We start from the raw sequence: 25,184 nt of genomic DNA on the forward strand, positions 1-25,184 counted from the left end.
CAGCCACGCGAAAGGGCAGACGTTGATGACTGCTGAACTACCGGAGCTTGCCGAGGGCGACTTCTACTACGAGGTACTGGGCGGCGGGCGTTTCCGCTCCACCATCCACGCCCAGGGCGCCTGGAATGAGCACGAGCAGCACATGGCTCCCGCCTCCGGCATCATGGCTGACTGCCTGGATCGGCATGAGCCGCGCGACGACATGCGGATGGCGCGCCTGAGCTACGAGATTCTCGGCCTGATCCCCGGCGGCGAGTTCGAGGTTGTCACCACGACCCTCCGCCCGGGCCGGACGATCGAACTGGTGCAGGCCGAGCTGACCGCAGGCGGCCGCACCGCGATCCGTGCCACGGCGTGGCGGATGATCACCTCCGACACCAGCGCCATCGCGGCGTTTGAGGATCCCAGGATTTCCGCGCCGGAAGACTGCGAACCGTATGACGCCGCGAGCATCTGGCCGGGCGGCTACATCGCGTCGCTGGACATGCGGATCGCGGCCGGGCACCGCGCCGGGTCGGGCACGGTCTGGCTGCACACCGGGCACCCGCTGACGGACCGGAAGGACAGCAGCGACCTCGCCCGGCTAGTCGGCCTGGTGGACACCGCCAACGGCATTGCCGCCCGTGTTCCCCCGGGCAAGGGCAGCTACGCCTTTCCCAACCTGGACCTCCAGATCCACATGTACCGGCGCCCCGAAGGGGAGTGGCTGGGGCTGGACAACGAGGTCTCTTTCGGCACGGACGGGATCGGCCTGACCTCCACCGTGCTCCACGACCTCACCGGCCCGTTCGGCCGCGCTGAGCAGATCCTGACGCTCCGGAAGTCCTAGGCGCAGCCGTCTGACGCCTAGTGGAAGACGAGCCAGCCGACGACCGTGGCCAGGCCCGTCAGCACGGCACCCCAGGCGATATCCGCGACCACGATGATGAGCGGCCAGTTCTTCAGGGTCGCGGCGTTGGTGAGGTCATAGGTGGCGTAGGCGAAGGTGCCCAGCGCCGCGCCGTACCCGAGCGCCGTGAGCCAGCTGCCGCCGTCGAGCGCCGGCTGCAGGGCGAAGAAGACGATCCCCGCGTTGTACAGGACATAGAAAGCGACGGCGTACCCTAGATGGGGCTTGTCCGCCATGAGGTGCCCGAGATGGCGCCGGTAGAACTTGCTCATCGACTTGAGCCAGACGGAATCGATGACGGCGAACGCGGCGGCTACAACAAGGAACTGCAAAATGACCATATGGGAGCATAACAACATGCCGGAGGCCGCAGGCGCAGCGCGGAGGCTGACGATTTTCCGGCAGGAGGAATCCCTGGGCGCCGCCGCGGACCTGGACTTCGCCCTGGAACTGCTGCGGAGGGTCAAAACCGGTGGTGTGGGCCCCACGATCCGGCTCTACCGGCCGGCGCCCACCGTGGCCTTCGGGCAGCGGGACACGCACCTGCCGGGTTTTGACGCCGCCGCGCAGGCCTGCCGCGAGCTGGGCTTCGAACCTTTGGTCCGCAAGGCCGGGGGACGCGCCGCCGCGTACCATCAGGGAACCCTCGTGATCGATCACCTGGAACCGGACACGGACGCGATCGCCGGGGCCAAGCGGCGGTTTTCCTTCTTCGGTGAACTGCTGGCCGGCGCCCTGCGGAGCGCCGGCGTCGACGCCGCGGTGGGGGAGATCCCCGGCGAGTACTGCCCCGGGGAATTCAGTGTCCACGGCCAGGATCCGGAGTTTCCGCAGCACCAGCTCAAGCTGATCGGCACGGCCCAGCGGGTGGTGGCCGGCGGCTGGTTGTTCAGCTCCGTCATTGTGGTGGAGAACTCGGCCCCGATCCGCGCAGTGCTGGAGGCCAGTTACGCCGCCCTCGGCCTGGACTGGGACCCGGCCACGGCGGGCGCCGTCAACGACCTCGTCCCGCACCTGGACGTGGACGCCATCGAGGCGGCCGTGATCGGCACCTACGCCCGCTACGCCACTCTGGCCTACGGCGACTTCGACAGCCTGCTCGGCTGAGACCGCCGCAGGCCATGGAGAAGGCCGGGCACCAGCGGTGCCCGGCCTTCTGAGGTGCCCGGTTGTAACGGCTGGTGCCTAGTGGCCCCGGGCGATCCATTCCTCCAGCTGCGGCGCCTCGGCACCGACCGTCGTCGGATCGCCGTGACCGGTCCGCACCACGGTGTCCGCCGGCAGGGTCAGCAGCCTGGCTTTGATGGACTCGATGATGGTGGGGAAATCGCTATAGGACCGGCCGGTGGCGCCCGGACCGCCCTGGAACAGGGTGTCGCCGCTGAACACGGTGCCCTCGCTCTCCAGGGAGAAGCACATGGAGCCGGGGGAATGTCCCGGCGTGTGCAGCGCCACGAGCCGTGCGCCGGCGACGTCGAAGGTGTCCCCGTCCTCGATCGCGTGGTCCGGTTCGGTTCCCGGGAACACCCGCTCCCAGAGCATCCAGTCCTCGCGGTTGAGGTACACGGGGGCGTTGACGCGCCCGCGGACCTCGCCGACGGCGGCGATGTGGTCATCATGGCCGTGCGTCAGCAGGACCGCAGTGACCTTGCGGCCGGCGACCGCTGCCTCGACGGCGTCGGGGTCGTGCGCCGGGTCGATCACGACGCATTCGGCGTCGTTGCCCACGATCCAGATGTTGTTATCGACGTCCCAGGTGCCGCCGTCGAGCGAGAAGGTGCCCGAGGTGATCAGCCGGTCGATCCGGAGGCCGCTCACGGGTCCGCCGCTCACAGTTCCACGACCGAACGCAGCACCGAGCCGGAGTGCATCTTGTCGAACGCTTCCTCGATCTGGTCGATCGTGATCCGCTCCGTGACGAAGGCGTCCAGGTCCAGCTTGCCCTGCCGGTAGAGGTCGATCAGCATGGGGAAGTCGCGCGAGGGGAGGCAGTCGCCGTACCACGAGGACTTGAGCGAGCCGCCGCGGCCGAATACGTCCAGCAGCGGCAGTTCCAGGGTCATTTCGGGGCTGGGAACGCCCACGAGGACCACGGTGCCGGCGAGGTCGCGGGCGTAGAACGCCTGCTTGTACGTCTCGGGACGTCCCACGGCGTCGATCACGACGTCGGCGCCGAAGCCGCCGGTCAGTTCGCGGATCGCCTCGACCGGGTCGACGGCGGAGGAGTCCACGGTGTGTGTTGCCCCGAGGTCCTTGGCGCGTTCGAGCTTCTTCGGGTCTATGTCGACGGCGATCACCGTGGTGGCGCCGGCGAGCGCGGCGCCGGCAACGGCCGCCACGCCCACGCCGCCACAGCCGATCACGGCGACGGAATCGCCGCGCTTGACGTTTCCGGTGTTGATGGCCGCGCCGATGCCTGCCATCACGCCGCAGCCGAGCAGGCCGACGGCGGCCGGGTCAGCCTCGGCGTCCACCTTGGTGCACTGACCGGCGGCGACGAGGGTCTTCTCGGCGAAGGCCCCGATGCCGAGCGCCGCGCTGAGTTCGGTGCCGTCCTCAAGCGTCATCTTCTGGGCGGCGTTGTGCGTATTGAAGCAGTATTGCGGCTGGCCTTTAGCGCAGGCACGGCATTCGCCGCAGACGGCGCGCCAGTTCAGCACCACGCGGTCGCCGGGGGCTACCTCGGTGACGTCCGGGCCCACGGCGCTGACGACACCGGTGGCCTCGTGTCCGAGCAGGAACGGGAAGTCGTCGTTGATGGCGCCCTGCTTGTAGTGCAGGTCGGTGTGGCAGACACCGCACGTGAGGATGTCCACCAGGGCCTCGCCGGGTCCGGGATCCGGGACCAGGATGGTCTCCAGGGTGACGGGTGCACCCTTGGAGCGGACTACTGCGCCTTTGACTTTATGGACCATGGAAAATAGCTCCTCTGCTCGGTCGCGGATCTGGCCGCAAACACTCTTTGTCTCAAGACTTCTGTCACGCAAGACTTCACTCGCACAAATTCTGCCGCATAACGGGGGTGCGGCGCGGCCCCCCGTGGGTGGCCGCGCCGTCGTCGTCATCTGTTCAGGGGTGTGCCTTAGGCCGCGAGACGGCTCTTGACCTCGGCAGCGGAGGGATTGGTGGCGGCGGTGCCGTCCGGGAACAGCACGGTGGGAACGGTGCGGTTGCCTCCGTTGAGCTTCTCCACGAGATCTGCGGTGCCGTCCACTTCTTCGATGTTGATCTCGGTGTACCCGATGCCCTGGGCATCCAGCTGCTTCTTCAGGCGGTTGCAGTAGCCGCACCAGGTGGTCGAAAACATGGTGATGGTGCCGGATTCGGGGGTGAAGTCCACGAAGTTCTCCTCAAAGCTGGTTGACGGCGCGCGGTGGCAGCGCCGATTGGCGACAAAAAGTCGTACGTTACTCCCAATAACCGTAACCCGCGGACCGGTATTCCCGCAGGGCGGGCGCTGCCTGCTACGCCGTCGGCCGCGAATACGCGGGAAAGCTGCGACGTCGCTGGAAAGTTCCGGCGACTCCGCAGGTCTCCGGCGACCTCGGCGGGCTCAACCGGGACTCTCGGTTCCGGGTGACAGGGATTGGGTGCGGTGGCATGCTGGTGCCATGTGTGGACGCTACGTGATGGCCCGGGCCGTCGGAGACCTGCTGGCCGAGTTCGACGCAGAACTCGAGGACGAGATTGCGATTCCCCCGTCGTGGAATGTGGCCCCGACGGCGGACGTGCCGATTTTGCTCGAACGGCTGGTCGACGGGGAGCCGGTCCGGCAGCTTCACCTGGCGCGCTGGGGGCTGGTGCCGTCCTGGGCCAAGGACTTGGGCATCGGCTCGAAGATGATCAATGCCCGCAGCGAGAGTGTGCTGGAGAAGCCGGCGTTCCGGAAGGCCACCCGGGCCCGGCGCTGCGCGGTCCCCGCCGACGGCTACTACGAATGGAAGGGCGAAGGCCGCGGCAAGCAGCCCTACTACGTGCACCCGAGGGACGGCAGCCCGATCGTATTCGCCGGACTCTACGAATGGTGGAAGGACCCCTCCAAGGCCGAGGGCGACCCGGAACGCTGGCTGCTCTCGACGTCGATCATGACCACTGACTCGCCGCCGGAGGGCTACGCCGGGGGAATGCTGGCCGAACTCACGGCCCTGCACGACCGGGTTCCTCTGCCGATGGACCGGGGGACGATGCAGGCGTGGCTGGACCCGCAGGCCGACGATGCCGCCGGACTGGTGGGTCTGGTCCGGGCCGGGGCGCACGACGTCGCGGAGGGCTGGACGATCGATGCCGTCGGCACCGCCGTCGGGAACGTGAAGAACGACTCACCGGAACTCATCCAGCCGGTGGGGAGCCTGTTCTAGCCGGGCGCGAATCGCCCGGCACCTCGGTCACCAATGGGATGAAGTACTGCTAGACGAAACCGCCGCTGAGGGCCTGGGCGGCCACCCGTGGGATTTCCGGCCGCGGTGGTACTGAGTACCAGCGCCTCCCTCGAACTCGGTTACGAAGCGGTCGGAACCTACGCCGGGACGATTCCGCGGCAGATCGACCTCCGGTCCTCCAGCCTCCCCCGAGCGAGGGTACCGTCGAGCGCATGATGATCTGGATCAACGGAACCTTCGGCGCGCGAGCAGATATTCCATGTGGTGCTGGACGCGGACGTAGCCAGCCTTCGGCACGGGATTGTGAATGACCAACTGGAGTCAACTGGCAGGCAGTGGCGGCTGGACCACATCGCGGAGTGCGCCGCGGCCCGGGACTGGTTGATCTCCGGTGCCGGCCTGGTCATCGACACGTCCCGACTCACGGCGCAGGACGTTATCGGCCGCATCGCCGGGGCAATCCCGGCGGAACTTGCGGGTGGGACGGACGGCTAAAGGGACACAGCTGGGTCGGCTGCTCAATGCAAGGGGCGGAGCTATCCGGCCCGGAGCCTGTCCTTCCCGTGTTCCGAATGCTGCGGGGTGCCGCCGGTATAGACGCGGCACCACCGCTGCTTCGTAGCCCACCGCACACCGGCTCGAAAAGCGTGCCGCCGTGTGCTCCAAGCCACATTAGCGGCGCAGTCGAGCAGCTCAATAGGGTCATTGTGCCCTTGGTCACAACGGCACCGTCTGCTGAAGCCCATCTTGAAGATCAACTTTTCGATTCGGGAAGCAGTCCAAGGCGACGTTCCGGACTTTACGTCTTCCCAGATCCTGGCCTGGCGTACGGCCTTGGCAGGGATTCTTGATGCAGGTCACCTTGCAGGTCGAGGGCGCTGCATTCGGGAGACCGCGGGATGATGTGGCGAACGGGAAGAAAGGCATGGCTGGTGCCAGGACGGTGAGACCAAGCAGGATTCCCGCTTTGACCCGCCGTTGTTGGAACGCCGGTTTGCGTTGGCTCTTCGCTAGTTGCCGTTAGAGCGTCACGTTGCCGCCGCCGTCGACCGCCCAGCTGGGATTGAACGCCACTTCCCAGCGGTAGCCGTCGGGGTCGGCGAAGTAGCCGGTGTAACCGCCCCAGGGCTGGGTCTTCGGCCCGGCGATGATTTCCGCCCCGGCCGTCTCCGCCTCGGCCAAGGCGCTGTCGACTTCCGCCGCGCTGGCCAGGTTGTGGCTCAGGGTGATGCAGGGACGGCCGGCGGGGGGATCAGTGGCGGCTTCGGCCTGCATCTGCCCGGCGTCCCAGAGCGAGAGGATCAGGCCGTGATTGGCCTGGATGAATAGGACCTCGCCGCGGACTTCCCGGTGCACGGGCCAGCCCAGGCCGTCTACGTAGAAACTGCGGGAGGCGTCAACACTGCGGACACCCAGTGAAATTAAATCGACTCGTGGCTGCATCTTTCGATACTGTCATGGACATGTCCACAAATCAGGAAAACGATAAAGCTGCCAAGGCCGACCGGGAACAGCTCGCCGCCGTGCGGGTGGCTGTTGACGAGGTGGACGAGCAGATCGTGTCGCTGATCGGACGCCGCGAGCGCCTGATCCGGATCGCCGGAACCCTCAAGTCCGATAGCGCCGAGGTCCGTGCCCCCGGCCGTGTGGAACGGGTTATCGAACATGTCCGCACCACGGCGGAACTGAAGGACATCGACGTCGAACTCGTTGAGAAGACCTACCGGGCCATGATCGACGCCTTCATCACGCTCGAACTGGAAGTCTACAAAGCCAGCTCCTAGTGCAGGGAGCCTAAAGGGATTCCTCCACCGGGACGTTCGCCTGGTAGTCGCGGCCGTCGCAGTCGCTGAACGCTGTCATGAGGTGGCCCTTGGCCAGGCCCATGACGGTGCTGATGGGGAAGTTCCCGGTGATGGTGTTGCCGGAGTGCTCCACACCCTTGAGGTCAAAGTTCTCTTCCGTGCCGTCGTGGCTGAAGCAGTAGAAGGACACGGCCTCCCCGTTCATGAACTCGATCCCCATTCGTCGCTGGTGGGAGTGATCCGGGGTTGCTGCCACCAGGCCCACAACGTAGGCGCCCTGACCGGGGATATTTCCGTCTATATCGAACTTCGCCACCAAGGACGTGTCCTCGGCGGCGATGCTTACGTTCTTGAGAAGTGCGTTATGGGAGCTCATGGATCAATCCTGCTACCTGTGCCTGCGTCCGTCCACCCCTGATCTAGGTTTTGCCCCGGCACCGTCGTAGACTGAGGTTGTTCGAAGATATGTTCGAATAGTTTCTGGCAGGTTTAGTACAGATGGTTTTACTGATGGTGTGGGCCGGGAGGCGCGATGGGGATGTTCAGCGAGTCGGTGAACGTCGTCTGCGCACCCTCCGGCCAGCCCCTGGAACTCGACTGGGCCGGCCACCACTACACCGTCTGTGCGGAACCGGTCCGCTGGTACGAGCGGCGCCAGTGGTGGGCGGAAGAACAGCGCGCACCTCTGGGGAGCGGCCCCGGCCTGGTGGACCATGAGATCTGGCGGGTCCAGGTGCGCCGGGTAGATTCCCCCGACCAGGAAAGCCTCACCCTTGACCTGACCCGGCATGTGGGCAGCGGACGCTGGCGCCTGCTGCGGATCCACGATGGCCTGCTTCCCTTCCGGAAGCCCGAATCGGCATGAGCTTCACCCATCTCCATGTCTCCACCGCCTTCAGCGCCCACTACGGGGTCTCCTGGCCGGAGGAGCTGGCCGCCGCCGCGGCCGCGGACGGGGCGACGGCGCTCGCCTGCACAGACCGCGACGGCCTCTACGGGACGGTCAAGCACCTGTTGGCCTGCATGGCCGCGGGGCTGGACCCGATCGTCGGAGTGGACCTTGCGGTCTTTGATGACGACGGGGACCTCCGCACCCAGGTGGGGGGACGCGTCGTCGTGCTGGCCCACGGGCACAACAACGGCGCCGGGTACCGTGCGCTGTGCCGGCTGATCTCCGATGCCCATGCCCGCACCACGGGCAAGGCCGGGGGAGCGGTGCCCGTCGCCGTGACCCGGGCCGAGCTGGCTTCCCGCACCCTGCACCCGGAAACGCTCAAGCCGGTGCTGACCGTGCTGATCGGCCCGGACTCCGACGTCGGACGCGCCATGGGCGGCAGGCGCTACCTGCGCCCCCGCACCCTATTTAAACGCTGGCTCGATGCCATGCCCCCCGGAACCATCGCCGCCGAGGTGGTCAGCCAGCTCAGCCCGCCCGGGGAACCGCTCAGCACCGCCCACGCGGTGCGGATGCTCAAGCTCGCCGCCGAACACGGGGTTCCTGCCGTGCTGAGCAACGCCGTGCGGTATGTCGCCGAGGATGGAGCGGCCACCGCGGACGTGCTGGATTCCGCCCGCACCCTCAAATCGCTGCCCGAACTCTCCACCGCCCCGCTGCTCCAGCCCAACGGGCAGGGCTGGCTCAAATCCGCGGCGCAGATGCTCCAGCTGGGCAAGGAGATCATGCATGCAGCCGGGTACGGCGCCGCGGACCTCAAAAACCTGATGGCGCAGACCGAGGCGCTCGCGGACCGTCACCGGATCGATCCGGTGACGGACATGGGATGGAAACAGCCCGTGGTGCCGGAAGCCTCGGTCATCGGAATCGCCGGGGACGCCCTGGTGGAGCTCACCCAGCGCTGTGAGGCAGGCATCAGCCGGCGATTCCCTGGGATCGCCGGCAAACCCGCCCAGGAACTGCGCTCGCGGCTGGAGCACGAGCTGCGGATCATCGACAGCCTGGGCTTCGCCGCCTACTTCCTGACCGTGGCCGAAGTTTCCCGGATGATCCTGGACATGGGAGTCCGCGCGGCGGCCCGCGGCTCAGGGGCCTCCAGCCTGGTCAACTACCTGATCGAGGTCAGCCAGGTGAACCCGCTGGAGCACGACCTGATCTTCGAACGCTTCCTCTCCCGGGACCGCGCCACCCTGCCGGACATCGACATCGACGTCGAAAGCGCCGAACGGCACAACGTGTACCGGAGGATTTTTGAGCGCTTCGGCTCCGAACGCGTCACGCTGATGAGCATGCAAAACGGCTACCGCGCTCGCGGTGCCGTGCGCGATGCCGGCCTGGCCCTGGGCATGGAGGAGGGCGAGATCGGGGACATCGCCAAGCAGCTGTGGCGTTTCTCGGCACGGAACTTCCGCGAGGCCCTCGAGGAGAAGCCCGAGCTGAAGGAATTTGCCGGCCGGGTCGGGCAGCGCGATTTCAGGGAGAACCAGCAGCTGGACCTGCTGGTGGACCTCACCGAACGGCTGGACCGGCTGCCGCGCCACATTTCCATGCACCCCTGCGGGGTGATCCTGGGGGACGCCACCCTGCTGGACCGCACGCCCGTGCAGCCCAGCGGACTGGGCCTGCCGATGAGCCAGTTCGACAAGCACGACATGGACCCGATGGGCATGCTCAAACTCGATGTCCTCGGCGTCCGGATGCAAAGCGCCATGGCCTTCGCCGTCCGCGAGGTGATCCGGCTGCATCCCTCCAAAGCCGAGGTGGTGGCCGCCGGCGCCCACCCGCCGGGGCCGGACGGGACAGGCCCGGACTACATCGCCCCGGACGGGAAGATCGACCTCAACGCCGTGCCGCTCGACGACGAACCCACCTATGAGCTGATCCGCAGCACCCACACCCTGGGCTGCTTCCAGATCGAATCGCCCGGGCAGCGGGAGCTCATCGGCAAACTCGCCCCCCGGGAGTTCAATGACCTCATCATCGACATCTCGCTGTTCCGGCCGGGCCCGATGAAATCGGACATGGTCCGGCCCTTCCTGGAGCACCGGCACGGCTTCGCCCCCGAGGTCTATCCGCACCCTGACCTCAAGCCCGTCCTGAAGGAGACGCACGGCGTCACGGTGTTCCATGAGCAGATCCTGAAGACCTTTGACGTCATGACCGGCTGCGGGCTGGCGCGGGCCGACGAATTCCGCCGCGCCCTCGGCAACGAGGTCCTGGAAGGCAAGGTGGAGGAGTTCTTCCGGAAGGAAGCCCGCTCGCGGGCGTACAGCCCGGAAGTGGTGGACAAGGTCTGGGGGACGCTCAAGGCCTTCGGCAGCTTCGGCTTCTGCAAAGCCCACGGCGCCGCTTTTGCCGTGCCCACCTACCAGTCGGCCTGGCTCAAGACCCACCACCCGGAGGCCTTCCTCGCCGGGCTGTGGGAACACGATCCGGGCATGTATCCCAAGCGGCTCCTGGTGGCCGAGGCCCGGCGGCTGGGGATCCCCATCCTGCCCCTGGACATCAACCGCAGCCAAGCCGAGTACCGGGTGGAACGCGTGACCACCGGCCCGGACCGCGGCAAGCTGGGCATCCGGCTGAGCCTGAACGGCATCTATGGTCTCTCCGGAACCGAGCTGAAAAGAATCGTGGCGGGACAGCCCTATGACTCCCTCGCGGACCTGCGGGCCAGGTCCCGGCTGAGCAAACCCAGCATCCAGCGGCTGGCCCAGCTGGGGGCCTTCGACGCCCTGCACCGGGCCTCCGGCGGGACGGCCAACCGCGCGGACCTGGTGCAGCATCTGCAGACCCTGCAAAGCAGGCCGCAGCGGAAAGGCATCGACGTGATCGAGGGGCAGCTCTCGCTGCCGCTGGGCGACGTCGAGCTGAAAAACCTCAAGGCCGGCCTGCCCGCTCCCACGCTGGTGGATACCGTCCGGGCCGAGCTGGACCTGATGGCGGTGGATGTCAGCGACCACCTGATGGCCAGCCACCGGCCGCTGCTGGACCGGCTCGGCGTCACCACCGCGGACCGGCTGCTGGGACTGCGCAACGGCACCGAGGTGCTGGTCGCCGGGGTCCGTGTCGCCACCCAGACCCCACCCATGCGGGGCGGGCGCCGCGTGGTGTTCATCAGCATCGACGACGGCACGGGCTGCGTGGATTCCGTCTTCTTCCATGAGGCCCAGGAGCTGGCCGGGCCGCTGCTGTTCGGCACCCGGCTGCTGCTGATCCGGGGAACCACCCGACGGACCGGGCCAAGGGGGATCAGCATCAGCGCCAGCATGGCCTGGGACCTGAGCCGCACCGAGACCCTGCCGTTTCCGGTCCCGGCTTCCGGGATCCCGGAATACCGGGAACCCGAGCCGCCAGGCCCGCTGGACGGGATCAGCCGCAACCTCGCCATTACCGGACTGGGAGGCTGAGTGGCTCGTTGGTTGGCCTCTGCAGAAACCGATAGCATGGACGAGGCTGGCTGTGGTCCCCGTACGCCACAAGCTACGAAGCCTAAACTTTGAATAGGAGACACCCGTGTCAGATGCCCAGCAGATCACCCTTCTCGTCGATGGCGAAGAGACCAAGGTGACTACCGGGACCACCGGCGCGGAACTCTTTTTTGAGCGCCGCGACGTCGTTGTGGCCCGCATCAACGGCGAGCTGAAGGACCTGGACCAGCCGTTGCCCGAGGACGCCACGATCGAGGGCGTCACCATCGACTCCCCGGACGGGCTCAACGTCCTGCGCCACTCCGCCGCCCACGTCATGGCCCAGGCCGTGCAGCAGTTGCGTCCCGACGCCAAGCTGGGCATCGGTCCCTACATCACCGACGGCTTCTACTTCGACTTCGACGTTGAGGAGCCGTTCACGCCGGAAGACCTGAAAACCCTGGAAAAGATGATGCAGAAGATCATCAACCAGAACCAGAAGTTTGTCCGCCGCGTCGTCACCGAGGACGAGGCCCGCGAGGCGATGAAGGACGAGCCGTACAAGCTCGAACTGCTGGGCAAGAAGAACAACGCCGCCGAAGCGGGCGAAGGTGTCAACGTCGAGGTCGGCGCCGGCGACATCACCATCTACGACAACGTGGACCGCAAGAGCGGGGACAGCATCTGGTGCGACCTGTGCCGCGGCCCGCACCTGCCCAACACCAAGCTGATCTCCAACGCCTTCGCGCTGACCCGGTCCTCGGCCGCCTACTGGCTGGGCAACCAGAACAACCAGCAGCTGCAGCGCATCTACGGCACCGCCTGGCCCACCAAGGACGCCCTCAAGGCCTACCAGGAGCGCATCGCCGAGGCCGAACGCCGCGACCACCGCAAACTCGGCGCTGAGCTGGACCTGTTCTCCTTCCCGGACGAGCTGGGCTCCGGCCTGCCGGTGTTCCACCCCAAGGGCGGCATCATCCGCAAGGCCATGGAGGACTACTCCCGCCAGCGCCACGTCGACGCCGGCTACGACTTCGTCTACACCCCGCACATCACCAAGGGCCACCTCTACGAAGTCTCCGGCCACCTGGACTGGTACAAAGAGGGCATGTTCCCGGCGATGCACATCGACGCGGAACTGAACGAGGACGGCACCGTGCGCAAGCCCGGCCAGGACTACTACCTGAAGCCGATGAACTGCCCCATGCACAACCTGATCTTCCGCTCCCGTGGACGGTCCTACCGCGAACTGCCGCTGCGGCTCTTCGAGTTCGGCTCCGTCTACCGCTACGAGAAGTCCGGCGTGGTGCACGGCCTCACCAGGGTGCGCGGCATGACCCAGGACGACGCCCACATCTACTGCACCCGGGAGCAGATGAAGGACGAGCTCACCACCACGCTGAACTTCGTGCTGGGCCTGCTCAAGGACTACGGCCTGGACGATTTCTACCTCGAACTCTCCACCAAGAACCCGGACAAGTTCGTGGGCGACGACGCCGCCTGGGACGAAGCCACCCGCACCCTCGCCGAAGTGGCCGAAGCCTCCGGCCTGGAGCTCATCCCCGATCCGGGCGGAGCCGCGTTCTACGGCCCCAAGATCTCCGTCCAGGCCAAGGACGCCCTCGGCCGCACCTGGCAGATGTCCACGATCCAGCTGGACTTCAACCTGCCCGAGCGCTTCGAACTCGAGTTCCAGGCCGCGGACGGCACCCGCCAGCGACCGGTGATGATCCACCGCGCCCTGTTCGGTTCCGTGGAACGGTTCATGGGCGTCCTCACCGAGCACTACGCCGGAGCCTTCCCGGCCTGGCTGGCGCCCGTCCAGGTGGTCGGCATCCCGGTGGCCGAGGCCTTCAACGACTACATGTTCGACGTCGTGGACCAGCTCAAGGCCGCGGGCATCCGCGCCGAAGTGGACATCTCCTCGGACCGTTTCCCGAAGAAGATCCGCACCGCCAGCAAGGACAAGATCCCGTTCGTGCTGATCGCCGGCGGAGACGACGCCGACGCCGGCGCCGTGTCCTTCCGCTTCCGTGACGGCAGCCAGGACAACGGCGTGCCGGTGACCGAGGCCGTGCAGCGGATCGTGGACGCCGTCCGCAACCGGACCAGCTAGCGGACAGGGAAGAACCAAACATGCAGGAAACCACAGGGGCCGCTCCGGAGTATCCGGGGGACGACGGCGTGACCGACGACTTTGGCCTGGCCGGGGTGCCGGACGCATTCCAGCGCCTGTGGACCCCGCACCGGATGGCGTATATCAAGGGCGGGCAGCACCAGTTCAAGAACGTGGACGACTGCCCGTTCTGCGTGGCACCGGAACGAGAGGATGACGATTCCCTGATCGTCTACCGGGGGCGGACCAGCTACGTCGTGCTGAACCTCTTCCCGTACAACCCGGGCCACCTGCTGGTCTGCCCGTACCGGCACATCCCCGACTACACGGACCTGACCGTGGAGGAAACAGCCGAATTCGCTGAGCTGACGCAGACGGCCATGCGCGTGCTGCGCAAGGTCGCCAACCCCACCGGTTTCAACCTCGGGATGAACCAGGGCGTGACCGGCGGCGCCGGGATCGCCGGGCACCTGCACCAGCATGTCGTGCCGCGCTGGGGCGGGGACGGGAACTTCTTCCCGATCATCGCCCAGACCAAGGCCATCACCCAGACCCTGGGCGAGGTCCGCCAGCAGGTGGCGGACGCCTGGCCCCAGGGCAACGGGCCGGGGCCGGCGGCGGCCGGGGCGACGGATGCTAAATAGGCACGCGCGCGGTTTCTTCACCGCCCTGTTCTCCCCGCTGGCCCGCTGGCTGCTGCGGATCGGTGTCTCCCCGGACGCCGTCACCATCGTCGGGACGCTCGGCGTCGTGGTCGGTGCCCTGGTGTTCTACCCGCTGGGCCAGCTCTTGTGGGGCACGCTCTTCATCACCGCGTTCATCTTTTCGGACGTCATCGACGGCATCATGGCACGGATGCAAAAAGGCGGAGGGCGCTGGGGCAACTTCCTGGACTCCACCCTGGACCGGATAGCGGACGGTGCACTGTTCGCCGGCGTCGCGGTCTGGTTCTTCACCGGAGGGGCGGACACCCCCATCGCGATCGCCGCCGTCGTCTGCCTGGTCCTGGGCATGGTGGTCTCCTACGCCCGGGCGAAGGCCGAGTCCCTGGGCTTCCAGGCCAATGTGGGCTTTGCCGAGCGTGCCGAGCGGCTGGTGTCCGTTCTGGTGGTCACCGGCCTCACGGGAATCGGCCTGCCCACCGTGGTTCTTTTTGGAACGTTGTGCCTCCTCGCCGCCGCGAGCCTCGTGACGATCATTCAGCGGATCCTCACAGTGCGCCAGCAGTCGCTTGAAGAGACCGAGGGCACCGCGACCGGACCGTCCGCCTGAGCGCGCAGTTCCCGCCTGTCAGCGGGTGTAACCGGAATTCAGCCGGGCGCGGCGGGGGGACTAGTATTAGCACTACCGGCCAATGGATCCGGTAATCCGGTGTGTGCGAAGCGGCATTTGTGTGTCGTCCGCGCTCCGGCGAGGTCATCTATCTACCCATAGGGGTTTTTGTGTCTACACCTGATGTAAGCAGCGAAGCCGGCGCGTCCGCGAAGAGCGTTACGGGCAGCAACCGCGTCAAGCGCGGCATGGCGGAGATGCTCAAGGGCGGCGTCATCATGGACGTCGTCAACGTCGAGCAGGCCCGCATCGCTGAGGATGCCGGAGCCGTGGCAGTCATGGCGCTGGAACGCGTTCCCGCCGACATCCGCGCCCAGGGCGGCGTGTCCCGCATGTCCGATCCGGACATGATCGAGGCGATCATCGCGGCCGTCTCCATCCCGGTCATGGCGAAGGTCCGGATCGGCCACTTCGTCGAGGCCCAGGTCATTCAGACCCTCGGCGTGGACTACATCGACGAGTCCGAGGTCCTGACCCCGGCCGACTATGCCCACCACATCGACAAGTGGAACTTCACGATTCCCTTCGTCTGCGGCGCCACCAACCTCGGTGAGGCCCTGCGCCGCATCAACGAGGGCGCGGCTATGATCCGCTCCAAGGGTGAAGCGGGCACCGGCGACGTCTCCAACGCCACCACCCACATGCGCCAGATCCGTGCGGAGATCAAGCGTCTGGCCGGCATGGCCGAGGACGAGCTCTACGTCGCGGCCAAGGAACTGCAGGCCCCGTACGAGCTGGTCAAGGAAGTTGCCGCCACCGGCAAGCTCCCGGTCGTGCTGTTCACCGCCGGCGGCATCGCCACCCCGGCCGACGCGGCGATGATGATGCAGCTCGGCGCCGACGGTGTCTTCGTCGGCTCCGGCATCTTCAAGTCCGGCAACCCGGCCCAGCGCGCCGCCGCCGTCGTGAAGGCCACCACGTTCTTCGACGACCCGGAAGAGGTCGCCAAGGCCTCCCGCGGCCTCGGCGAGGCCATGGTCGGCATCAACGTCGACGAGATCCCGGAGCCGCACCGCCTCGCTCAGCGCGGCTGGTAACTGCACCCAAAGCACCGACCGCGACGGCGGCGAGTCACCCTTTCTGGTGACTCGGCGCCGTCGTCGTTTGTTTTCCCATCGACTGCTCCGCAACTGCCCTTATGGGGCTCCAAAAGGGCGGCTACGGAGCAGCCGATGGGGGTGGGTGCGGGTCAGTCGAGGCCGCGGCGCTTGAGGAGCGGTTCCAGCCCGGCATCGCGGCCGCGGAAGGCGCGGAAGGAATCCAGCGGGTCGCGGCTGTTGCCCCGGGCGAGCAGCTCGGCGCGGAAGAAGTCCCCGTTGGCCCGGGTGAGGCCGTCGTGTTCCTTGAACCATTCCACCGTTTCGGCGTCCAGCACCTCGCTCCAGATGTAGGAATAGTAGCCCGCGGCATAGCCGGCGCCGGCGAAGATGTGCTGGAAGTAGCCGGTGCGGTAGCGCGGCGGGATCAGGTGGTGTGCCACGCCGGCGGCGGCCAGCGCCTTGGCCTCGAACTCCAGGACATCCTCGGGGACCTCGGAACCGTCCAGCACATGCCAGGCGAGGTCCAGCAGGGCCGCGCCCAGGTATTCGGTGGTGCCGAAGCCTTCGCCCCAGAGCTGCGCGGCGTCGAGCTTGTCCACAACCTCCTGCGGCAGCGCCTCTCCGGTGGCGTGGTGGCGGGCGTAGTTGGCCAGGACCTCCGGCCACATGATCCACATCTCGTTCACCTGCGAGGGGTATTCCACGAAGTCCCGCGGCACGGAGGTGCCGGAGAAGCGCGGATAGGTGACGGCTGAGAACAGCCCGTGCAGGGCGTGGCCGAACTCGTGGAAGGTCGTGCGGAGCTCATCCAGGGTCAGGAGCGTGGGTTCCCCGGCCGGCGGCTTGGAGATGTTGAGGTTGTTGATCACCACCGGCCGGGTGTTGAGCAGTCCGGACTGTTCCACCAGGGAGTTCATCCAGGCCCCGCCGCGTTTGGATTCGCGCGTGTAGTAGTCGCCCAGGAACAGGCCCAGCTCGGTCCCGTCGGCGTTGCGGACTTCCCAGACGCGCACGTCCGGGTGGTAGCCGGCGAGGTCGGCGCGTTCGTGGAATGTGATGCCGTAGAGGGCGTTGGCGGCGAAGAAGACGCCGTCGTTGAGGACGCGGTCCAGCTCGAAGTAGGGGCGCAGGGCCTGCTCGTCCACGGCGTAGCGTTCGCGCTTGACCTTCGCGGAGTAGTAGGCCCAGTCCCAGGCCTCGAGGGGGTGTCCGGCCGCTTCCGCCAGTGCCTCGGCCTCGGCGTCGGCATTCCGGACGGCGGCCGGTGCGAGCCGGTTCATCATGGTCTGCACGGCTGCGAAGTCCGGGGCCGTCTGCTGGTCCACGACGAGTTCGGCGTAGTTGGCGAAGCCCAGCAGCGCCGCCTTCTCGGCGCGGAGCCTGACCGTGTCCTTGACCAGGTCCAGGACATCGAGGGCGCTGCCGTCGCTGCCGCGTCCGATGGAGGCCTGGTACAGGCGGCGGCGGACGTCCCGGTTTTCGAGGGATGCGAGGGCGGGCTGGTTGCTGGGCTGGATGAGGGTCAGCAGGAACTTGCCCTCGTGTCCGGCGGTGCGGGCGGCTTCCGCGGCGCTGGCAACATCGTCGGCGGGCAGCCCGGCGAGTTCGGCGGCGTCGTCGAGCAGCAGTGAGGCGGACTTCATCCCCTCCTTCACCCGCTGTCCGAAGTCGGTTCCGAGCCGGGAGAGCTCGGCATTGACGGCCCTGAGCCGTTCCTGGCCGGCGCCGTCGAGCTGGATGCCGGACTGGCGGAACTCCTTGAGGTACTCGTCCACGAGCCGGGCGGATTCGGCGTCGAGCTGGTCCGTGTTGACCGCTGCGAAACGCTCGAACAGCCCCTGGTCGAGGTAGACAGCGTCTTGGTGTGCAGAGAACCGCGGGGACAGGACGGTCTCAAGGTCGCGGATGGCGTCCGAGGCGTCGGCCGAGACGAGGGTGAAAAAGGAGGCCGCCGCCCGTTGCAGGAGCTGCCCGGACCGCTCCATGGCCAGCGCGGTGTTCTCAAAGGTGGCCGGCTCCGGGGTGTCGACGATTGCCTGGATTTCAGCGAGGTGCTCGGCGAGGCCGGCCCCCACGGCTTCGGCGTAGTGCTCGTCGGTGATGTCCGCGAACGGCGGCAGGCCGAATGGCAGGGGGCTGGGGCTCAGGAGGGGATTGTTCATGAAATAACTCTTTCATGTAAAGGGGCGAGTCTCAATGGTCTGCTCCCCGTGTTGGCACCGTTGCCGCCGTAGGATGGCGCCATGCGTACCATCACCCCCCAGCTGCGCGGCCGTCTGCTCGCCGCCGCCGCAGCGGTTTCCCTTGTGGCCTCTGTGGCTTCCTGCAGCATCGGCGGCCAGACCGAAAGTACCGCCTCAGGCTCCCCGGCGGCGTCCGGGGAGACCGCCGGTTCGGCCGCGGCACAGAGTCCCGGAACGACGCCGGCAGCGTCGCCGTCGAGCACCCCGAGCCCATCGCCGACGCCGACGCCGACGCCGACGCCGGGCAAGGGTCCCGACTGCGCGGCCGTCCGCTGCGCCTCGGTGGTGGTCACGGGGGACATGCTGGCCCATGCCCAGCTGTGGGAGCAGGCCCGCGCGGATGCCCTGGCCGCCGGCGCCAAGGGCCTGGACTTCGGGCCGCTGCTTGAGGGTCAGCGCAAGTACATCGAGAGCGGTGACCTTGCGGTCTGCCACCTGGAGACGCCCGTCGCCGGCCCGGCCGGGCCTTTTTCCGCGTACCCCTCGTTCAACGTTCCGCCGCAGATCATCACGGCCGTCCAGCAGGTCGGCTACCAGGCCTGCACCACCGCGAGCAACCACACCGTAGACCGCGGCACGGCCGGGCTGGTCCGCACCCTGGATGCCCTCGACGCCGCGGGGCTGCAGCACACGGGTTCCTACCGGAGCGCAGCCGACGCCGAGGGTGTCCTGATCCTGCAGACCGCCGCGGCGAAAATCGCCGTGATCAGTGCGACCTATGGACTGAACGGGCAGCTCCCGGAGGCGGCCTGGCAGGTGGACATGCTCGACCCCGAGGTGATGATCGCCAAGGCCAAGAAGGCCCGGGCCCTGGGCGCGGACATCGTGCTGGGCGCGATGCACGCCGGCGAGGAATATTCGAGCGTGCCCAACGCCGAGCAGAAGAGCGTCGCCCATGCCCTCGCGGACAGCGGCCAGTTCACCATGATCTACGGCCACCATTCCCACTCGGTCCTGCCGATCGAGCAGTACAAGGGCACCTGGATTGCCTACGGGCTGGGCAACACCATCACCGAACTCTCGCCGAACTATGTCGTGAACAATGAGGGCCTGCTGCTCCGGGCCCAGTTCAGCGAGGACGCCGCCGGTACCTGGACGGCCTCCGACCTGGCCTGGGCGCCGTCGGTCGTTGTCCGCGGCCCCTACCGCTGGTGCTCGGTGGCCTCCGACGCCCCGCAGGGTTCCTGCGCCGGTGCCGCGGCGGACGCGGCCACCCGCAAGCGCACGCAGACCTCGGTCGAATCGATGGGAGCAGCCGCTGCGGGAGCGCACGAACTGCTCATCACCAAGGAACCATAGCCGCACTTTGACAGGAGGACTTCGTGGGCAAAGTATCGACGGGGGACCGGGAACCCCGGAACGGGACCTTCCCTAACGGCATGGACTACGTGAGCTGGGGCAGCGGCCCGAAGACAGTCCTCTTCATCCAGGGCGGCCCGGGCAGCACGGTTCCCAAGGGCCTGCTGCGCCGGATGTTCCGGCGGCAGTTCGGTGCCTTTCTTGACGCCGGATACGCCGTCTGGATTGTGACCCGCCGCCGGGGCATGCCGCCGGAGCACAGCATCGCCGACATGGCGGACGACTACGCGGGACTCATCGCCGAGGAGTTCGGCGGGCGCGTTGACGTGGTCGTGGCCGAGTCCTTTGGCGGGATGATCGCCCAGTATCTGGCTGCCCGGCATCCCGACTCCTTCGGCCATATCGCCATGGTGGTCACCGCCGCGGAGCTGAGCGACTGGGGCAAGGACGTCGATGCCCGGATGGCCCAGGCCCTCGCGGGCGGAGACACAAACGGCGCCGGGACGGTCTTCGCCGAGTATCTGCTGCCGGGCCGGCGCCTGATCTGGCTGCGGCGGCTGATCGGACCCCTGATCAGCCGCCGGCTGATGAGCGGATCCGATTTTCCGACCCAGGATGTCCTCACCGAGGTGAAGGGCGAACTGACCTTCAATTCCCGGGCGGTGCTCCCGCTCATCCGGCGGCCCGTGCTGCTGATCTGCGGAGGATCCGACCAGTTCTTTCCCCGCGAGGTCGCCCGGGAAACGGCCGGGTTGATCCCGGACTGCACCCTCGTCTGGTACGAAGGCAAGGGCCATCTCAGGGCAGCCTCGAGCGGACGCATCGCGCAGGACGTGCTGGAGTTCGCCGGACGCAGCTGACCCGGACGAAAACGTGCGGGGCTACGGCCGGCCCGGGTCCAGGGCCAAGGTCATATAGACGCTGTTCGGGTCGTCGCCGTAGTCGGCGAAGGGCGGGCAGATGCTGAAGCCGTGACGCTGGTACAGACGCCGCGCCGGCGCGAAGAAGTCTTGGCTACCGGTCTCAAGGTACACGCGGTCATAACCGCACACCCGGGCTTCTGCCAGGATGTGCGCCAGCAGGAGAGCGGCGATGCCTCGGCCCCGTGCGTGCGCAGCGGTGCGCATGGACTTGATCTCGCACTGGCCCCGCTGGAGATCTTTCAGCGCCCCGCAGCCGAGCACCTCGGAATCCTCGCGCGCGGTCCAGAACGTGATGGCCGGTCCCGCAAGGGCCGCATAATCTAGCGCGTGCACGCTTTCGGCGGGCGAGGTGGCGAACATGTCCGCGAGGTGCTCGTCCAGGAGCTGCCGGACGTCGCCACGCCCGGGGTCGTCGCGGTCAATCCGGATCATCGCTCTGCTCCTCGTAAGCCTGCCCGCTGAGGTCGCCGGAAGCGTGCGGGTCGCCGAAACGTTCCGGCGACTGCGCTGCTTTCCGGCGATTTCGCATCCGACAACGTCAACGCGGGCGGCGCGCGGCGTGCTCGCGGGCCAGGACGGCGTAGGAGTCGTCCGGGGTGCCGGGGGAGAAGCTGCCGTACTTGCGTTCGACGGCGGTCCGGATGAGGAAGTCCGCCAGCACCGGGTTCTTGGGCAGCAGGGAGCCGTGCAGGTAGCTCGCCACGATATTCCGGTAGCGGGCTCCTTCCCGGCCGTCGGTGCTGTTGTTGCCGGTGCCCTTGGCAGTGGTGCCCAGCGGCGACACTCCCGGACCAAGCGTGGTCTGGCCGCTGTGGTTCTCATACCCCAGGACGGTGCCGAACTCGGGGGAGGAGACCGACACGTTGCCGATCAGCCGCTCGTCCGTACCGTGGGTCTCCACGTCCAGGATGCCGATCCCGGGAATCACGGACCCCGTCCTGGTCTTGAAGAACTTCCCGAACAGCTGGTAGAGCCCGCAGATCACCAGCATCGGGGTGCCGTCCTCGGCCAGCTCTTTCAGGACGGTCTCACGCGACAGCAGGTCATCCTGGATGACGAGCTGACCGCTGTCCTGCCCCCCGCCGCCGACGATTAGGTCTATGTCGGAGGGAAAGGCGTCGCCGACGTTGTACTCGAGCAGCTCCGGCGTGTACCCGTGCCAGCGCAGCCGCTGGGCCAGCACCAGGGCGTTGCCCCAGTCGCCGTAGATGTTCATGTCCCGGGGGTACAGCTGCAGGACCCGGATTGTGCCCTTGCTGGGCGCCGGGGATTCCTCGGGCGGAAGCTCGTGCCCGAAGGAGAACGTGGACTCAGGCTGGGGGGTCATGAGACCACCTCCACTGTGGTGATTTTGGACAGCTCGCGGCGGATCGCCAGCATCGCTGTGTAGGTGCAGAAGACCCGCTTCGGTTTGTCCCGGGGGCCGCTGATGAAGGCCGCCAGCGCGGGCGCAATCTCGGTATTCACCGCGCCGATCGCGACATCGTCGTACTGCAGGCGAAGCGCCATGTCGTAGGCGCGCGAGCCGCTCAACTGGTCCACGCCTTCCTCCCGGAGGGTGTCGAATTCGACGTCCCAGAGCCAGGACATGTCCCGGCCGTCGGCGTAGTTGTCGTTGATCGCGATCATCGTGGCGTACCCCGCGGCCGGGAAGGACTTCAGCCCGAGCCGGAAGCCACTGGGGTTTTTCACCAGCACCAGGTCCAGCGGCAGGCCGTCAACGACCAGGCTCTCGCCGCGGCCGAACGCCGGCGCCACGTCGGCCAGTGCCTTCAGCAGGCCCTCGTTGTCCGCCACCGCCGTTTCTCCAAGGCTGGAGTCCCTCACCGCGATGGCCCTGGCGAGGGTCAGCGCGGCCGCGGCGTTGAAGATGTTGTAGACGCCGCGGAGCTTCATCGCGGTGGTGGCCGTGACGCCGTCGTACTCAAAATCCGCGTCCGCCGCACCCACCCGGCGCAGCACGACGTCGGCGTGCGGCTTCGCGGGAGCCGGCGGCACCGGGCTGCCGGGGGCGGCCCGCATCTCGTCGTCGTTAGGGAAGGTGCTCAGCAGGGAATTGTCGAGGCCGAAGTAAAGGACGTCGGGACCGGTGCCGGTGGCTGTTGTGAGGGTTTCCGCGATTCGCGCGACACGCGGGTCCTCCCGGTTCAGCACGACCGTGCCCGTGGTCTTGGAAGCGATGTGCTGCAGCAGCTGCGCCGTCTTGTCGATCTCGCCGAAGCGGTCCAGCTGGTCCCGCAGGACGTTCAGCAGCAGGCAGTAGCGCGGCGGCACCTGGTTGACGAAATGCACCGCGTGGGCCTCGTCCAGTTCCAGCACGGCGACGTCCGCCTTCAGCCGTCCCCGCCAGTCCACCTCACCAAGCAGCGCAGCGGCCACCCCGCGGGTGAAGTTACTGCCGGTGCGGTTCGTGAAAACCTTTAGGCCTTGACTCTCGAGCAGTTCCACCACCATCTTCGTGGTGGTCGTCTTGCCGTTCGTGCCGCTGACGACGGCGACGCCGTGCGGCAGCGTGGACAGTGTCCTGCGCATGAAGCCGGCGTCGATTTTTTCGACCACGAGCCCGGGAAGGGCGGAGCCTCCGCCCCTAAGCCGGGAGACCCGGCGGACGAGCTTGCCGAGCGGAACGCTGAAGTAAAACATGCTCTGTAATATATCCCAGCGGCGGCATGGAAGCCCGCCGGGAGGCGGCAGGCGACGTGTCCGGGCCACTATGCTGGTCCGATGACCAACCCCACTTCTGCGTCCGCTTCCCGCGTGGGAACAGGCCTGCGGATCGGCGTCCTCGCACTTCAGGGCGACTTCCGGGAACACCTGCACGCTGTGGAAGCGGCCGGTGCCACAGGCGTCGGCGTGCGCCGGCCGGCCGAACTCGACGGCCTCGACGGCCTCATTATTCCCGGCGGCGAATCGACCACCATCGACAAGCTGTCCCGCGCCTTCGGGCTCCGCGACCCGCTGCGCCAACGGATCCGGGACGGGCTGCCGGTCTACGGCTCCTGCGCCGGGATGATCCTCCTCGCGGAGGAAATCACCGACCCCGCCCTGGACCTCGCCGGCAACCCCCAGCAGACCTTCGGCGGACTGGACATCACGGTGCGCCGGAACGCCTTCGGCCGGCAGCGCGAATCCTTTGAGACGGACCTCGATTTCAAGGGCCTCGATTTCAGCGCCACCGCCGACGGCGTCGCCCCTGTCCACGCCGTCTTCATCCGCGGACCGTGGGTGGAACGCGTCGGCGCCGGCGTGGAGGTCCTCGCCACCGTGGAACCTTCCAAGGCATCCCACCCCGAGGCGCTGGCCGGGACGGCTAGAATTGTTGCAGTGCGTGCCGGCAAGCTGCTGGCCACCTCCTTTCACCCGGAAGTGACGGGGGAGAAGCGCGTGCACGAATTGTTCATCCGAATGATCAGAGGAGAAGCGTAAAGCATGTCAGGCCACTCCAAATGGGCGACGACCAAGCACAAGAAGGCCATCCTCGACAGCCGCCGGGCCAAGTCGTTCGCCAAGCTGATCAAGAACATCGAAGTTGCCGCACGCATGGGCGGCCCGGACCTCGCCGGCAACCCGGGCCTGGAACTTGCCGTCACCAAGGCCAAGAAAACCTCGGTCCCCGCTGACAACATCGACCGCGCCATCAAGCGCGGCGCCGGCCTCACCGGCGAAGTCGTGGACTACACCGAGATCATGTACGAATGCCGCGGACCGCAGGGCTCCGCGCTGCTGATCGAATGCCTCACGGACAACAAGAACCGTGCAGCCTCCGAGGTCCGGCTCGCCATCTCCCGCAACGGCGGCACCATCGCCGACCCCGGTTCGGTCAGCTACCTCTTCTCCCGCAAGGGCGTTGTGTCGCTGCCGAAGAACGGCCTGACCGAGGACGACGTCCTCATGGCCGTCCTCGACGCCGGCGCCGAGGAAGTCAAGGACAACGGCGACAGCTTCGAGATCCACTCCGAGCCGACCGACCTGCAGGCCATCCGCGACGCGCTCAAGGAAGCCGGGATGGAGTACGACACCGACGAGGCAGAGTTTGTCCCGTCCATGCAGGTCCCGCTGGATCTCGAGGCCGCCAAGAAGTTCCTGAAGCTCGTCGACGCCCTCGAGGAACTCGACGACGTCCAGAACGTCTACAGCAACGCCGACCTCAGCGACGAAGTGCAGGCCGCACTGGAATCCGAGTGACCCTCCGCGTCCTCGGCGTCGATCCGGGCCTCACCCGCTGCGGGATCGGCGTCGTGGACGTCGAAAAGAACCGCCGCGCCACCATGGTGGCGTTCGGCGTCGTCGGAACCTCCCCGGAGGAGAGCCTGGACCAGCGCCTGCTGGTCATCGCCACCTCCATCGACGAGTGGCTCGACAAGTACGAACCGCACGTCCTCGCCGTCGAACGCGTCTTCTCGCAGCTCAACGTCAGCACCGTGATGGGGGTCGCGCAGGCATCGGGTGTGGTGATCGCCGCCGCCGCACGACGCGGCATCCCGGTGGCCCTGCACACACCTTCCGAGGTGAAAGCCGCCGTGACCGGCAGCGGTACCTCCAACAAGGATGCGGTCACCAAACTGGTGACTAAGATTCTCCGGCTCGACGCCCCGCCGCGGCCGGCGGACGCCGCCGACGCCCTCGCGCTGGCCATCACCCACGCCTGGCGGGCCGGGAGCGGGATTTCCAACAAGGGCGCAGCCACCACCGGACCGGGCAGCCTGTCCCTGACCCCGGCACAGCGGGCCTGGGCGGACGCGGAGGCCAAAGCGCGCCGTGCACGCTGAATGTCCGACTGTCCGGTCGCAGCGCTT

Annotated in this window: 26 protein-coding genes; 16 read left to right on the top strand and 10 right to left on the bottom strand. The window is 67.3% G+C overall.

The annotated features are described in order from the left end of the window. Positions 1-25 precede the first annotated feature (25 nt). Positions 26-829 (top strand): thioesterase family protein, encoded by an 804-nt coding sequence (locus ACZYZ5_RS04635; RefSeq protein WP_463899492.1) that lies wholly within the window; start codon positions 26-28, stop codon positions 827-829. A 17-nt stretch (positions 830-846) separates the two neighbouring features. Here the strand turns inward: ACZYZ5_RS04635 and ACZYZ5_RS04640 are convergent, their stop codons facing one another. Further along, positions 847-1,230: a DUF2177 family protein gene (locus ACZYZ5_RS04640; protein ID WP_463899494.1), complete on the bottom strand. Its 384-nt coding sequence runs from the start codon at positions 1,228-1,230 to the stop codon at positions 847-849. Here ACZYZ5_RS04640 and ACZYZ5_RS04645 point away from each other — a divergent pair. Continuing rightward, the gene (locus ACZYZ5_RS04645) at positions 1,223-1,996 is read left to right on the top strand and encodes a lipoate--protein ligase family protein (RefSeq protein ID WP_463899496.1); all 774 of its coding nucleotides are present in this window, start codon (positions 1,223-1,225) and stop codon (positions 1,994-1,996) included. The two genes, ACZYZ5_RS04640 and ACZYZ5_RS04645, sit on opposite strands and share 8 nt — an antisense overlap. Positions 1,997-2,074: 78 nt before the next feature. On the opposite strand, the gene ACZYZ5_RS04650 is transcribed toward ACZYZ5_RS04645, so the two are convergent. The 3 genes from ACZYZ5_RS04650 to ACZYZ5_RS04660 all read right to left on the bottom strand — a co-directional run bounded on the left by ACZYZ5_RS04650 (position 2,075) and on the right by ACZYZ5_RS04660 (position 4,229). Next, positions 2,075-2,722 (bottom strand): MBL fold metallo-hydrolase, encoded by a 648-nt coding sequence (locus tag ACZYZ5_RS04650; RefSeq protein WP_463899497.1) that lies wholly within the window; start codon positions 2,720-2,722, stop codon positions 2,075-2,077. Then, on the bottom strand, positions 2,719-3,804 hold the full coding sequence (locus ACZYZ5_RS04655; protein ID WP_463899499.1) for an S-(hydroxymethyl)mycothiol dehydrogenase: 1,086 nt from the start codon (positions 3,802-3,804) through the stop codon (positions 2,719-2,721). Before ACZYZ5_RS04655 ends, ACZYZ5_RS04650 begins: the two co-directional genes overlap by 4 nt. 167 nt (positions 3,805-3,971) lie before the next feature. Continuing rightward, on the bottom strand, positions 3,972-4,229 hold the full coding sequence (locus ACZYZ5_RS04660; RefSeq protein ID WP_056429693.1) for a mycoredoxin: 258 nt from the start codon (positions 4,227-4,229) through the stop codon (positions 3,972-3,974). Positions 4,230-4,500: 271 nt separating this feature from the next. Here ACZYZ5_RS04660 and ACZYZ5_RS04665 point away from each other — a divergent pair, with 271 nt between their 5' ends. Next, on the top strand, positions 4,501-5,247 hold the full coding sequence (locus ACZYZ5_RS04665) for an SOS response-associated peptidase (RefSeq protein ID WP_463899501.1): 747 nt from the start codon (positions 4,501-4,503) through the stop codon (positions 5,245-5,247). 324 nt (positions 5,248-5,571) lie between these two features. Further along, complete coding sequence (locus tag ACZYZ5_RS04670) at positions 5,572-5,763, top strand: hypothetical protein (RefSeq protein ID WP_463899503.1); 192 nt, start codon at positions 5,572-5,574, stop codon at positions 5,761-5,763. 525 nt (positions 5,764-6,288) lie between these two features. On the opposite strand, the gene ACZYZ5_RS04675 is transcribed toward ACZYZ5_RS04670, so the two are convergent. Next, complete coding sequence (locus ACZYZ5_RS04675; RefSeq protein WP_463899506.1) at positions 6,289-6,711, bottom strand: VOC family protein; 423 nt, start codon at positions 6,709-6,711, stop codon at positions 6,289-6,291. 14 nt (positions 6,712-6,725) lie between these two features. Here ACZYZ5_RS04675 and ACZYZ5_RS04680 point away from each other — a divergent pair, with 14 nt between their 5' ends. After that, complete coding sequence (locus ACZYZ5_RS04680) at positions 6,726-7,052, top strand: chorismate mutase (protein WP_463899709.1); 327 nt, start codon at positions 6,726-6,728, stop codon at positions 7,050-7,052. A 10-nt stretch (positions 7,053-7,062) separates the two neighbouring features. On the opposite strand, the gene ACZYZ5_RS04685 is transcribed toward ACZYZ5_RS04680, so the two are convergent. Next, entirely contained in the window at positions 7,063-7,449 is a 387-nt protein-coding gene (locus ACZYZ5_RS04685) for a hypothetical protein (RefSeq protein WP_463899507.1), read from the bottom strand. Between the two features lie 156 nt (positions 7,450-7,605). On the opposite strand from ACZYZ5_RS04685, the gene ACZYZ5_RS04690 reads away from it, so the two are divergent. The 6 genes from ACZYZ5_RS04690 (at position 7,606) to pdxS (ending at position 15,920) form a co-directional block, all read left to right on the top strand. Continuing rightward, a complete protein-coding gene (locus tag ACZYZ5_RS04690; protein ID WP_463899509.1) occupies positions 7,606-7,938 on the top strand; it encodes a DUF6504 family protein in 333 nt (110 codons plus the stop codon). Then, the gene (locus ACZYZ5_RS04695) at positions 7,935-11,435 is read left to right on the top strand and encodes a DNA polymerase III subunit alpha (protein ID WP_463899511.1); all 3,501 of its coding nucleotides are present in this window, start codon (positions 7,935-7,937) and stop codon (positions 11,433-11,435) included. Before ACZYZ5_RS04690 ends, ACZYZ5_RS04695 begins: the two co-directional genes overlap by 4 nt. Positions 11,436-11,541: 106 nt before the next feature. Further along, the gene (gene thrS, locus ACZYZ5_RS04700) at positions 11,542-13,551 is read left to right on the top strand and encodes a threonine--tRNA ligase (protein ID WP_463899513.1); all 2,010 of its coding nucleotides are present in this window, start codon (positions 11,542-11,544) and stop codon (positions 13,549-13,551) included. 20 nt (positions 13,552-13,571) lie between these two features. Then, a complete protein-coding gene (locus ACZYZ5_RS04705; RefSeq protein WP_463899515.1) occupies positions 13,572-14,195 on the top strand; it encodes an HIT family protein in 624 nt (207 codons plus the stop codon). Continuing rightward, the gene (gene pgsA, locus ACZYZ5_RS04710) at positions 14,185-14,823 is read left to right on the top strand and encodes a phosphatidylinositol phosphate synthase (RefSeq protein WP_463899517.1); all 639 of its coding nucleotides are present in this window, start codon (positions 14,185-14,187) and stop codon (positions 14,821-14,823) included. The genes ACZYZ5_RS04705 and pgsA overlap by 11 nt, the downstream gene beginning before the upstream one ends. Before the next feature lie 170 nt (positions 14,824-14,993). Further along, entirely contained in the window at positions 14,994-15,920 is a 927-nt protein-coding gene (pdxS, locus tag ACZYZ5_RS04715) for a pyridoxal 5'-phosphate synthase lyase subunit PdxS (protein WP_463899519.1), read from the top strand. Positions 15,921-16,072: 152 nt separating this feature from the next. Here pdxS and ACZYZ5_RS04720 read toward each other — a convergent pair whose 3' ends face one another. Continuing rightward, the gene (locus tag ACZYZ5_RS04720; protein ID WP_463899521.1) at positions 16,073-18,085 is read right to left on the bottom strand and encodes a M3 family metallopeptidase; all 2,013 of its coding nucleotides are present in this window, start codon (positions 18,083-18,085) and stop codon (positions 16,073-16,075) included. An 81-nt stretch (positions 18,086-18,166) separates the two neighbouring features. On the opposite strand from ACZYZ5_RS04720, the gene ACZYZ5_RS04725 reads away from it, so the two are divergent. Continuing rightward, the gene (locus ACZYZ5_RS04725; RefSeq protein ID WP_463899523.1) at positions 18,167-19,465 is read left to right on the top strand and encodes a CapA family protein; all 1,299 of its coding nucleotides are present in this window, start codon (positions 18,167-18,169) and stop codon (positions 19,463-19,465) included. 23 nt (positions 19,466-19,488) lie between these two features. Next, entirely contained in the window at positions 19,489-20,325 is an 837-nt protein-coding gene (locus tag ACZYZ5_RS04730; RefSeq protein ID WP_463899526.1) for an alpha/beta fold hydrolase, read from the top strand. A 21-nt stretch (positions 20,326-20,346) separates the two neighbouring features. On the opposite strand, the gene ACZYZ5_RS04735 is transcribed toward ACZYZ5_RS04730, so the two are convergent. From ACZYZ5_RS04735 to ACZYZ5_RS04745, 3 genes are all read right to left on the bottom strand, one after another. Next, positions 20,347-20,820, bottom strand: a complete 474-nt coding sequence (locus ACZYZ5_RS04735) for a GNAT family N-acetyltransferase (protein ID WP_463899528.1) — start codon at positions 20,818-20,820, stop codon at positions 20,347-20,349. A gap of 106 nt (positions 20,821-20,926) precedes the next feature. Continuing rightward, positions 20,927-21,715 carry a type 1 glutamine amidotransferase gene (locus ACZYZ5_RS04740; RefSeq protein WP_463899530.1) on the bottom strand — a complete coding sequence of 263 codons (789 nt, stop codon included), beginning with the start codon at positions 21,713-21,715 and terminating at the stop codon, positions 20,927-20,929. After that, positions 21,712-23,031 (bottom strand): Mur ligase family protein, encoded by a 1,320-nt coding sequence (locus ACZYZ5_RS04745; protein WP_463899532.1) that lies wholly within the window; start codon positions 23,029-23,031, stop codon positions 21,712-21,714. Before ACZYZ5_RS04745 ends, ACZYZ5_RS04740 begins: the two co-directional genes overlap by 4 nt. Before the next feature lie 81 nt (positions 23,032-23,112). Here ACZYZ5_RS04745 and pdxT point away from each other — a divergent pair, with 81 nt between their 5' ends. From pdxT to ruvC, 3 genes are read left to right on the top strand one after another with little or no spacing between them, the layout of a single operon-like run. Further along, a complete protein-coding gene (gene pdxT / locus ACZYZ5_RS04750) occupies positions 23,113-23,814 on the top strand; it encodes a pyridoxal 5'-phosphate synthase glutaminase subunit PdxT (RefSeq protein ID WP_463899533.1) in 702 nt (233 codons plus the stop codon). Positions 23,815-23,817: 3 nt separating this feature from the next. Continuing rightward, positions 23,818-24,573: a YebC/PmpR family DNA-binding transcriptional regulator gene (locus ACZYZ5_RS04755; protein WP_463899535.1), complete on the top strand. Its 756-nt coding sequence runs from the start codon at positions 23,818-23,820 to the stop codon at positions 24,571-24,573. Next, on the top strand, positions 24,570-25,157 hold the full coding sequence (ruvC, locus tag ACZYZ5_RS04760; protein ID WP_463899537.1) for a crossover junction endodeoxyribonuclease RuvC: 588 nt from the start codon (positions 24,570-24,572) through the stop codon (positions 25,155-25,157). The genes ACZYZ5_RS04755 and ruvC overlap by 4 nt, the downstream gene beginning before the upstream one ends. Positions 25,158-25,184: the final 27 nt, after the last annotated feature.

Source organism: Pseudarthrobacter ribosi, from assembly GCF_055412865.1.

Excerpts from the sequence above, each read along its gene's own strand:
- ACZYZ5_RS04635 (WP_463899492.1), top strand. The coding sequence starts at position 26 with ATGACTGCTGAACTACCGGAGCTTGCCGAGGGCGACTTCTACTACGAG.
- ACZYZ5_RS04645 (WP_463899496.1), top strand. The coding sequence starts at position 1,223 with ATGACCATATGGGAGCATAACAACATGCCGGAGGCCGCAGGCGCAGCG.
- ACZYZ5_RS04640 (WP_463899494.1), bottom strand. The coding sequence starts at position 1,230 with ATGGTCATTTTGCAGTTCCTTGTTGTAGCCGCCGCGTTCGCCGTCATC.
- ACZYZ5_RS04655 (WP_463899499.1), bottom strand. The coding sequence starts at position 3,804 with ATGGTCCATAAAGTCAAAGGCGCAGTAGTCCGCTCCAAGGGTGCACCC.
- ACZYZ5_RS04665 (WP_463899501.1), top strand. The coding sequence starts at position 4,501 with ATGTGTGGACGCTACGTGATGGCCCGGGCCGTCGGAGACCTGCTGGCC.
- ACZYZ5_RS04675 (WP_463899506.1), bottom strand. The coding sequence starts at position 6,711 with ATGCAGCCACGAGTCGATTTAATTTCACTGGGTGTCCGCAGTGTTGAC.
- ACZYZ5_RS04680 (WP_463899709.1), top strand. The coding sequence starts at position 6,726 with ATGGACATGTCCACAAATCAGGAAAACGATAAAGCTGCCAAGGCCGAC.
- ACZYZ5_RS04685 (WP_463899507.1), bottom strand. The coding sequence starts at position 7,449 with ATGAGCTCCCATAACGCACTTCTCAAGAACGTAAGCATCGCCGCCGAG.
- ACZYZ5_RS04690 (WP_463899509.1), top strand. The coding sequence starts at position 7,606 with ATGGGGATGTTCAGCGAGTCGGTGAACGTCGTCTGCGCACCCTCCGGC.
- ACZYZ5_RS04695 (WP_463899511.1), top strand. The coding sequence starts at position 7,935 with ATGAGCTTCACCCATCTCCATGTCTCCACCGCCTTCAGCGCCCACTAC.
- ACZYZ5_RS04705 (WP_463899515.1), top strand. The coding sequence starts at position 13,572 with ATGCAGGAAACCACAGGGGCCGCTCCGGAGTATCCGGGGGACGACGGC.
- pgsA (WP_463899517.1), top strand. The coding sequence starts at position 14,185 with ATGCTAAATAGGCACGCGCGCGGTTTCTTCACCGCCCTGTTCTCCCCG.
- ACZYZ5_RS04720 (WP_463899521.1), bottom strand. The coding sequence starts at position 18,085 with ATGAACAATCCCCTCCTGAGCCCCAGCCCCCTGCCATTCGGCCTGCCG.
- ACZYZ5_RS04725 (WP_463899523.1), top strand. The coding sequence starts at position 18,167 with ATGCGTACCATCACCCCCCAGCTGCGCGGCCGTCTGCTCGCCGCCGCC.
- ACZYZ5_RS04735 (WP_463899528.1), bottom strand. The coding sequence starts at position 20,820 with ATGATCCGGATTGACCGCGACGACCCCGGGCGTGGCGACGTCCGGCAG.
- ACZYZ5_RS04740 (WP_463899530.1), bottom strand. The coding sequence starts at position 21,715 with ATGACCCCCCAGCCTGAGTCCACGTTCTCCTTCGGGCACGAGCTTCCG.
- ACZYZ5_RS04745 (WP_463899532.1), bottom strand. The coding sequence starts at position 23,031 with ATGTTTTACTTCAGCGTTCCGCTCGGCAAGCTCGTCCGCCGGGTCTCC.
- pdxT (WP_463899533.1), top strand. The coding sequence starts at position 23,113 with ATGACCAACCCCACTTCTGCGTCCGCTTCCCGCGTGGGAACAGGCCTG.
- ACZYZ5_RS04755 (WP_463899535.1), top strand. The coding sequence starts at position 23,818 with ATGTCAGGCCACTCCAAATGGGCGACGACCAAGCACAAGAAGGCCATC.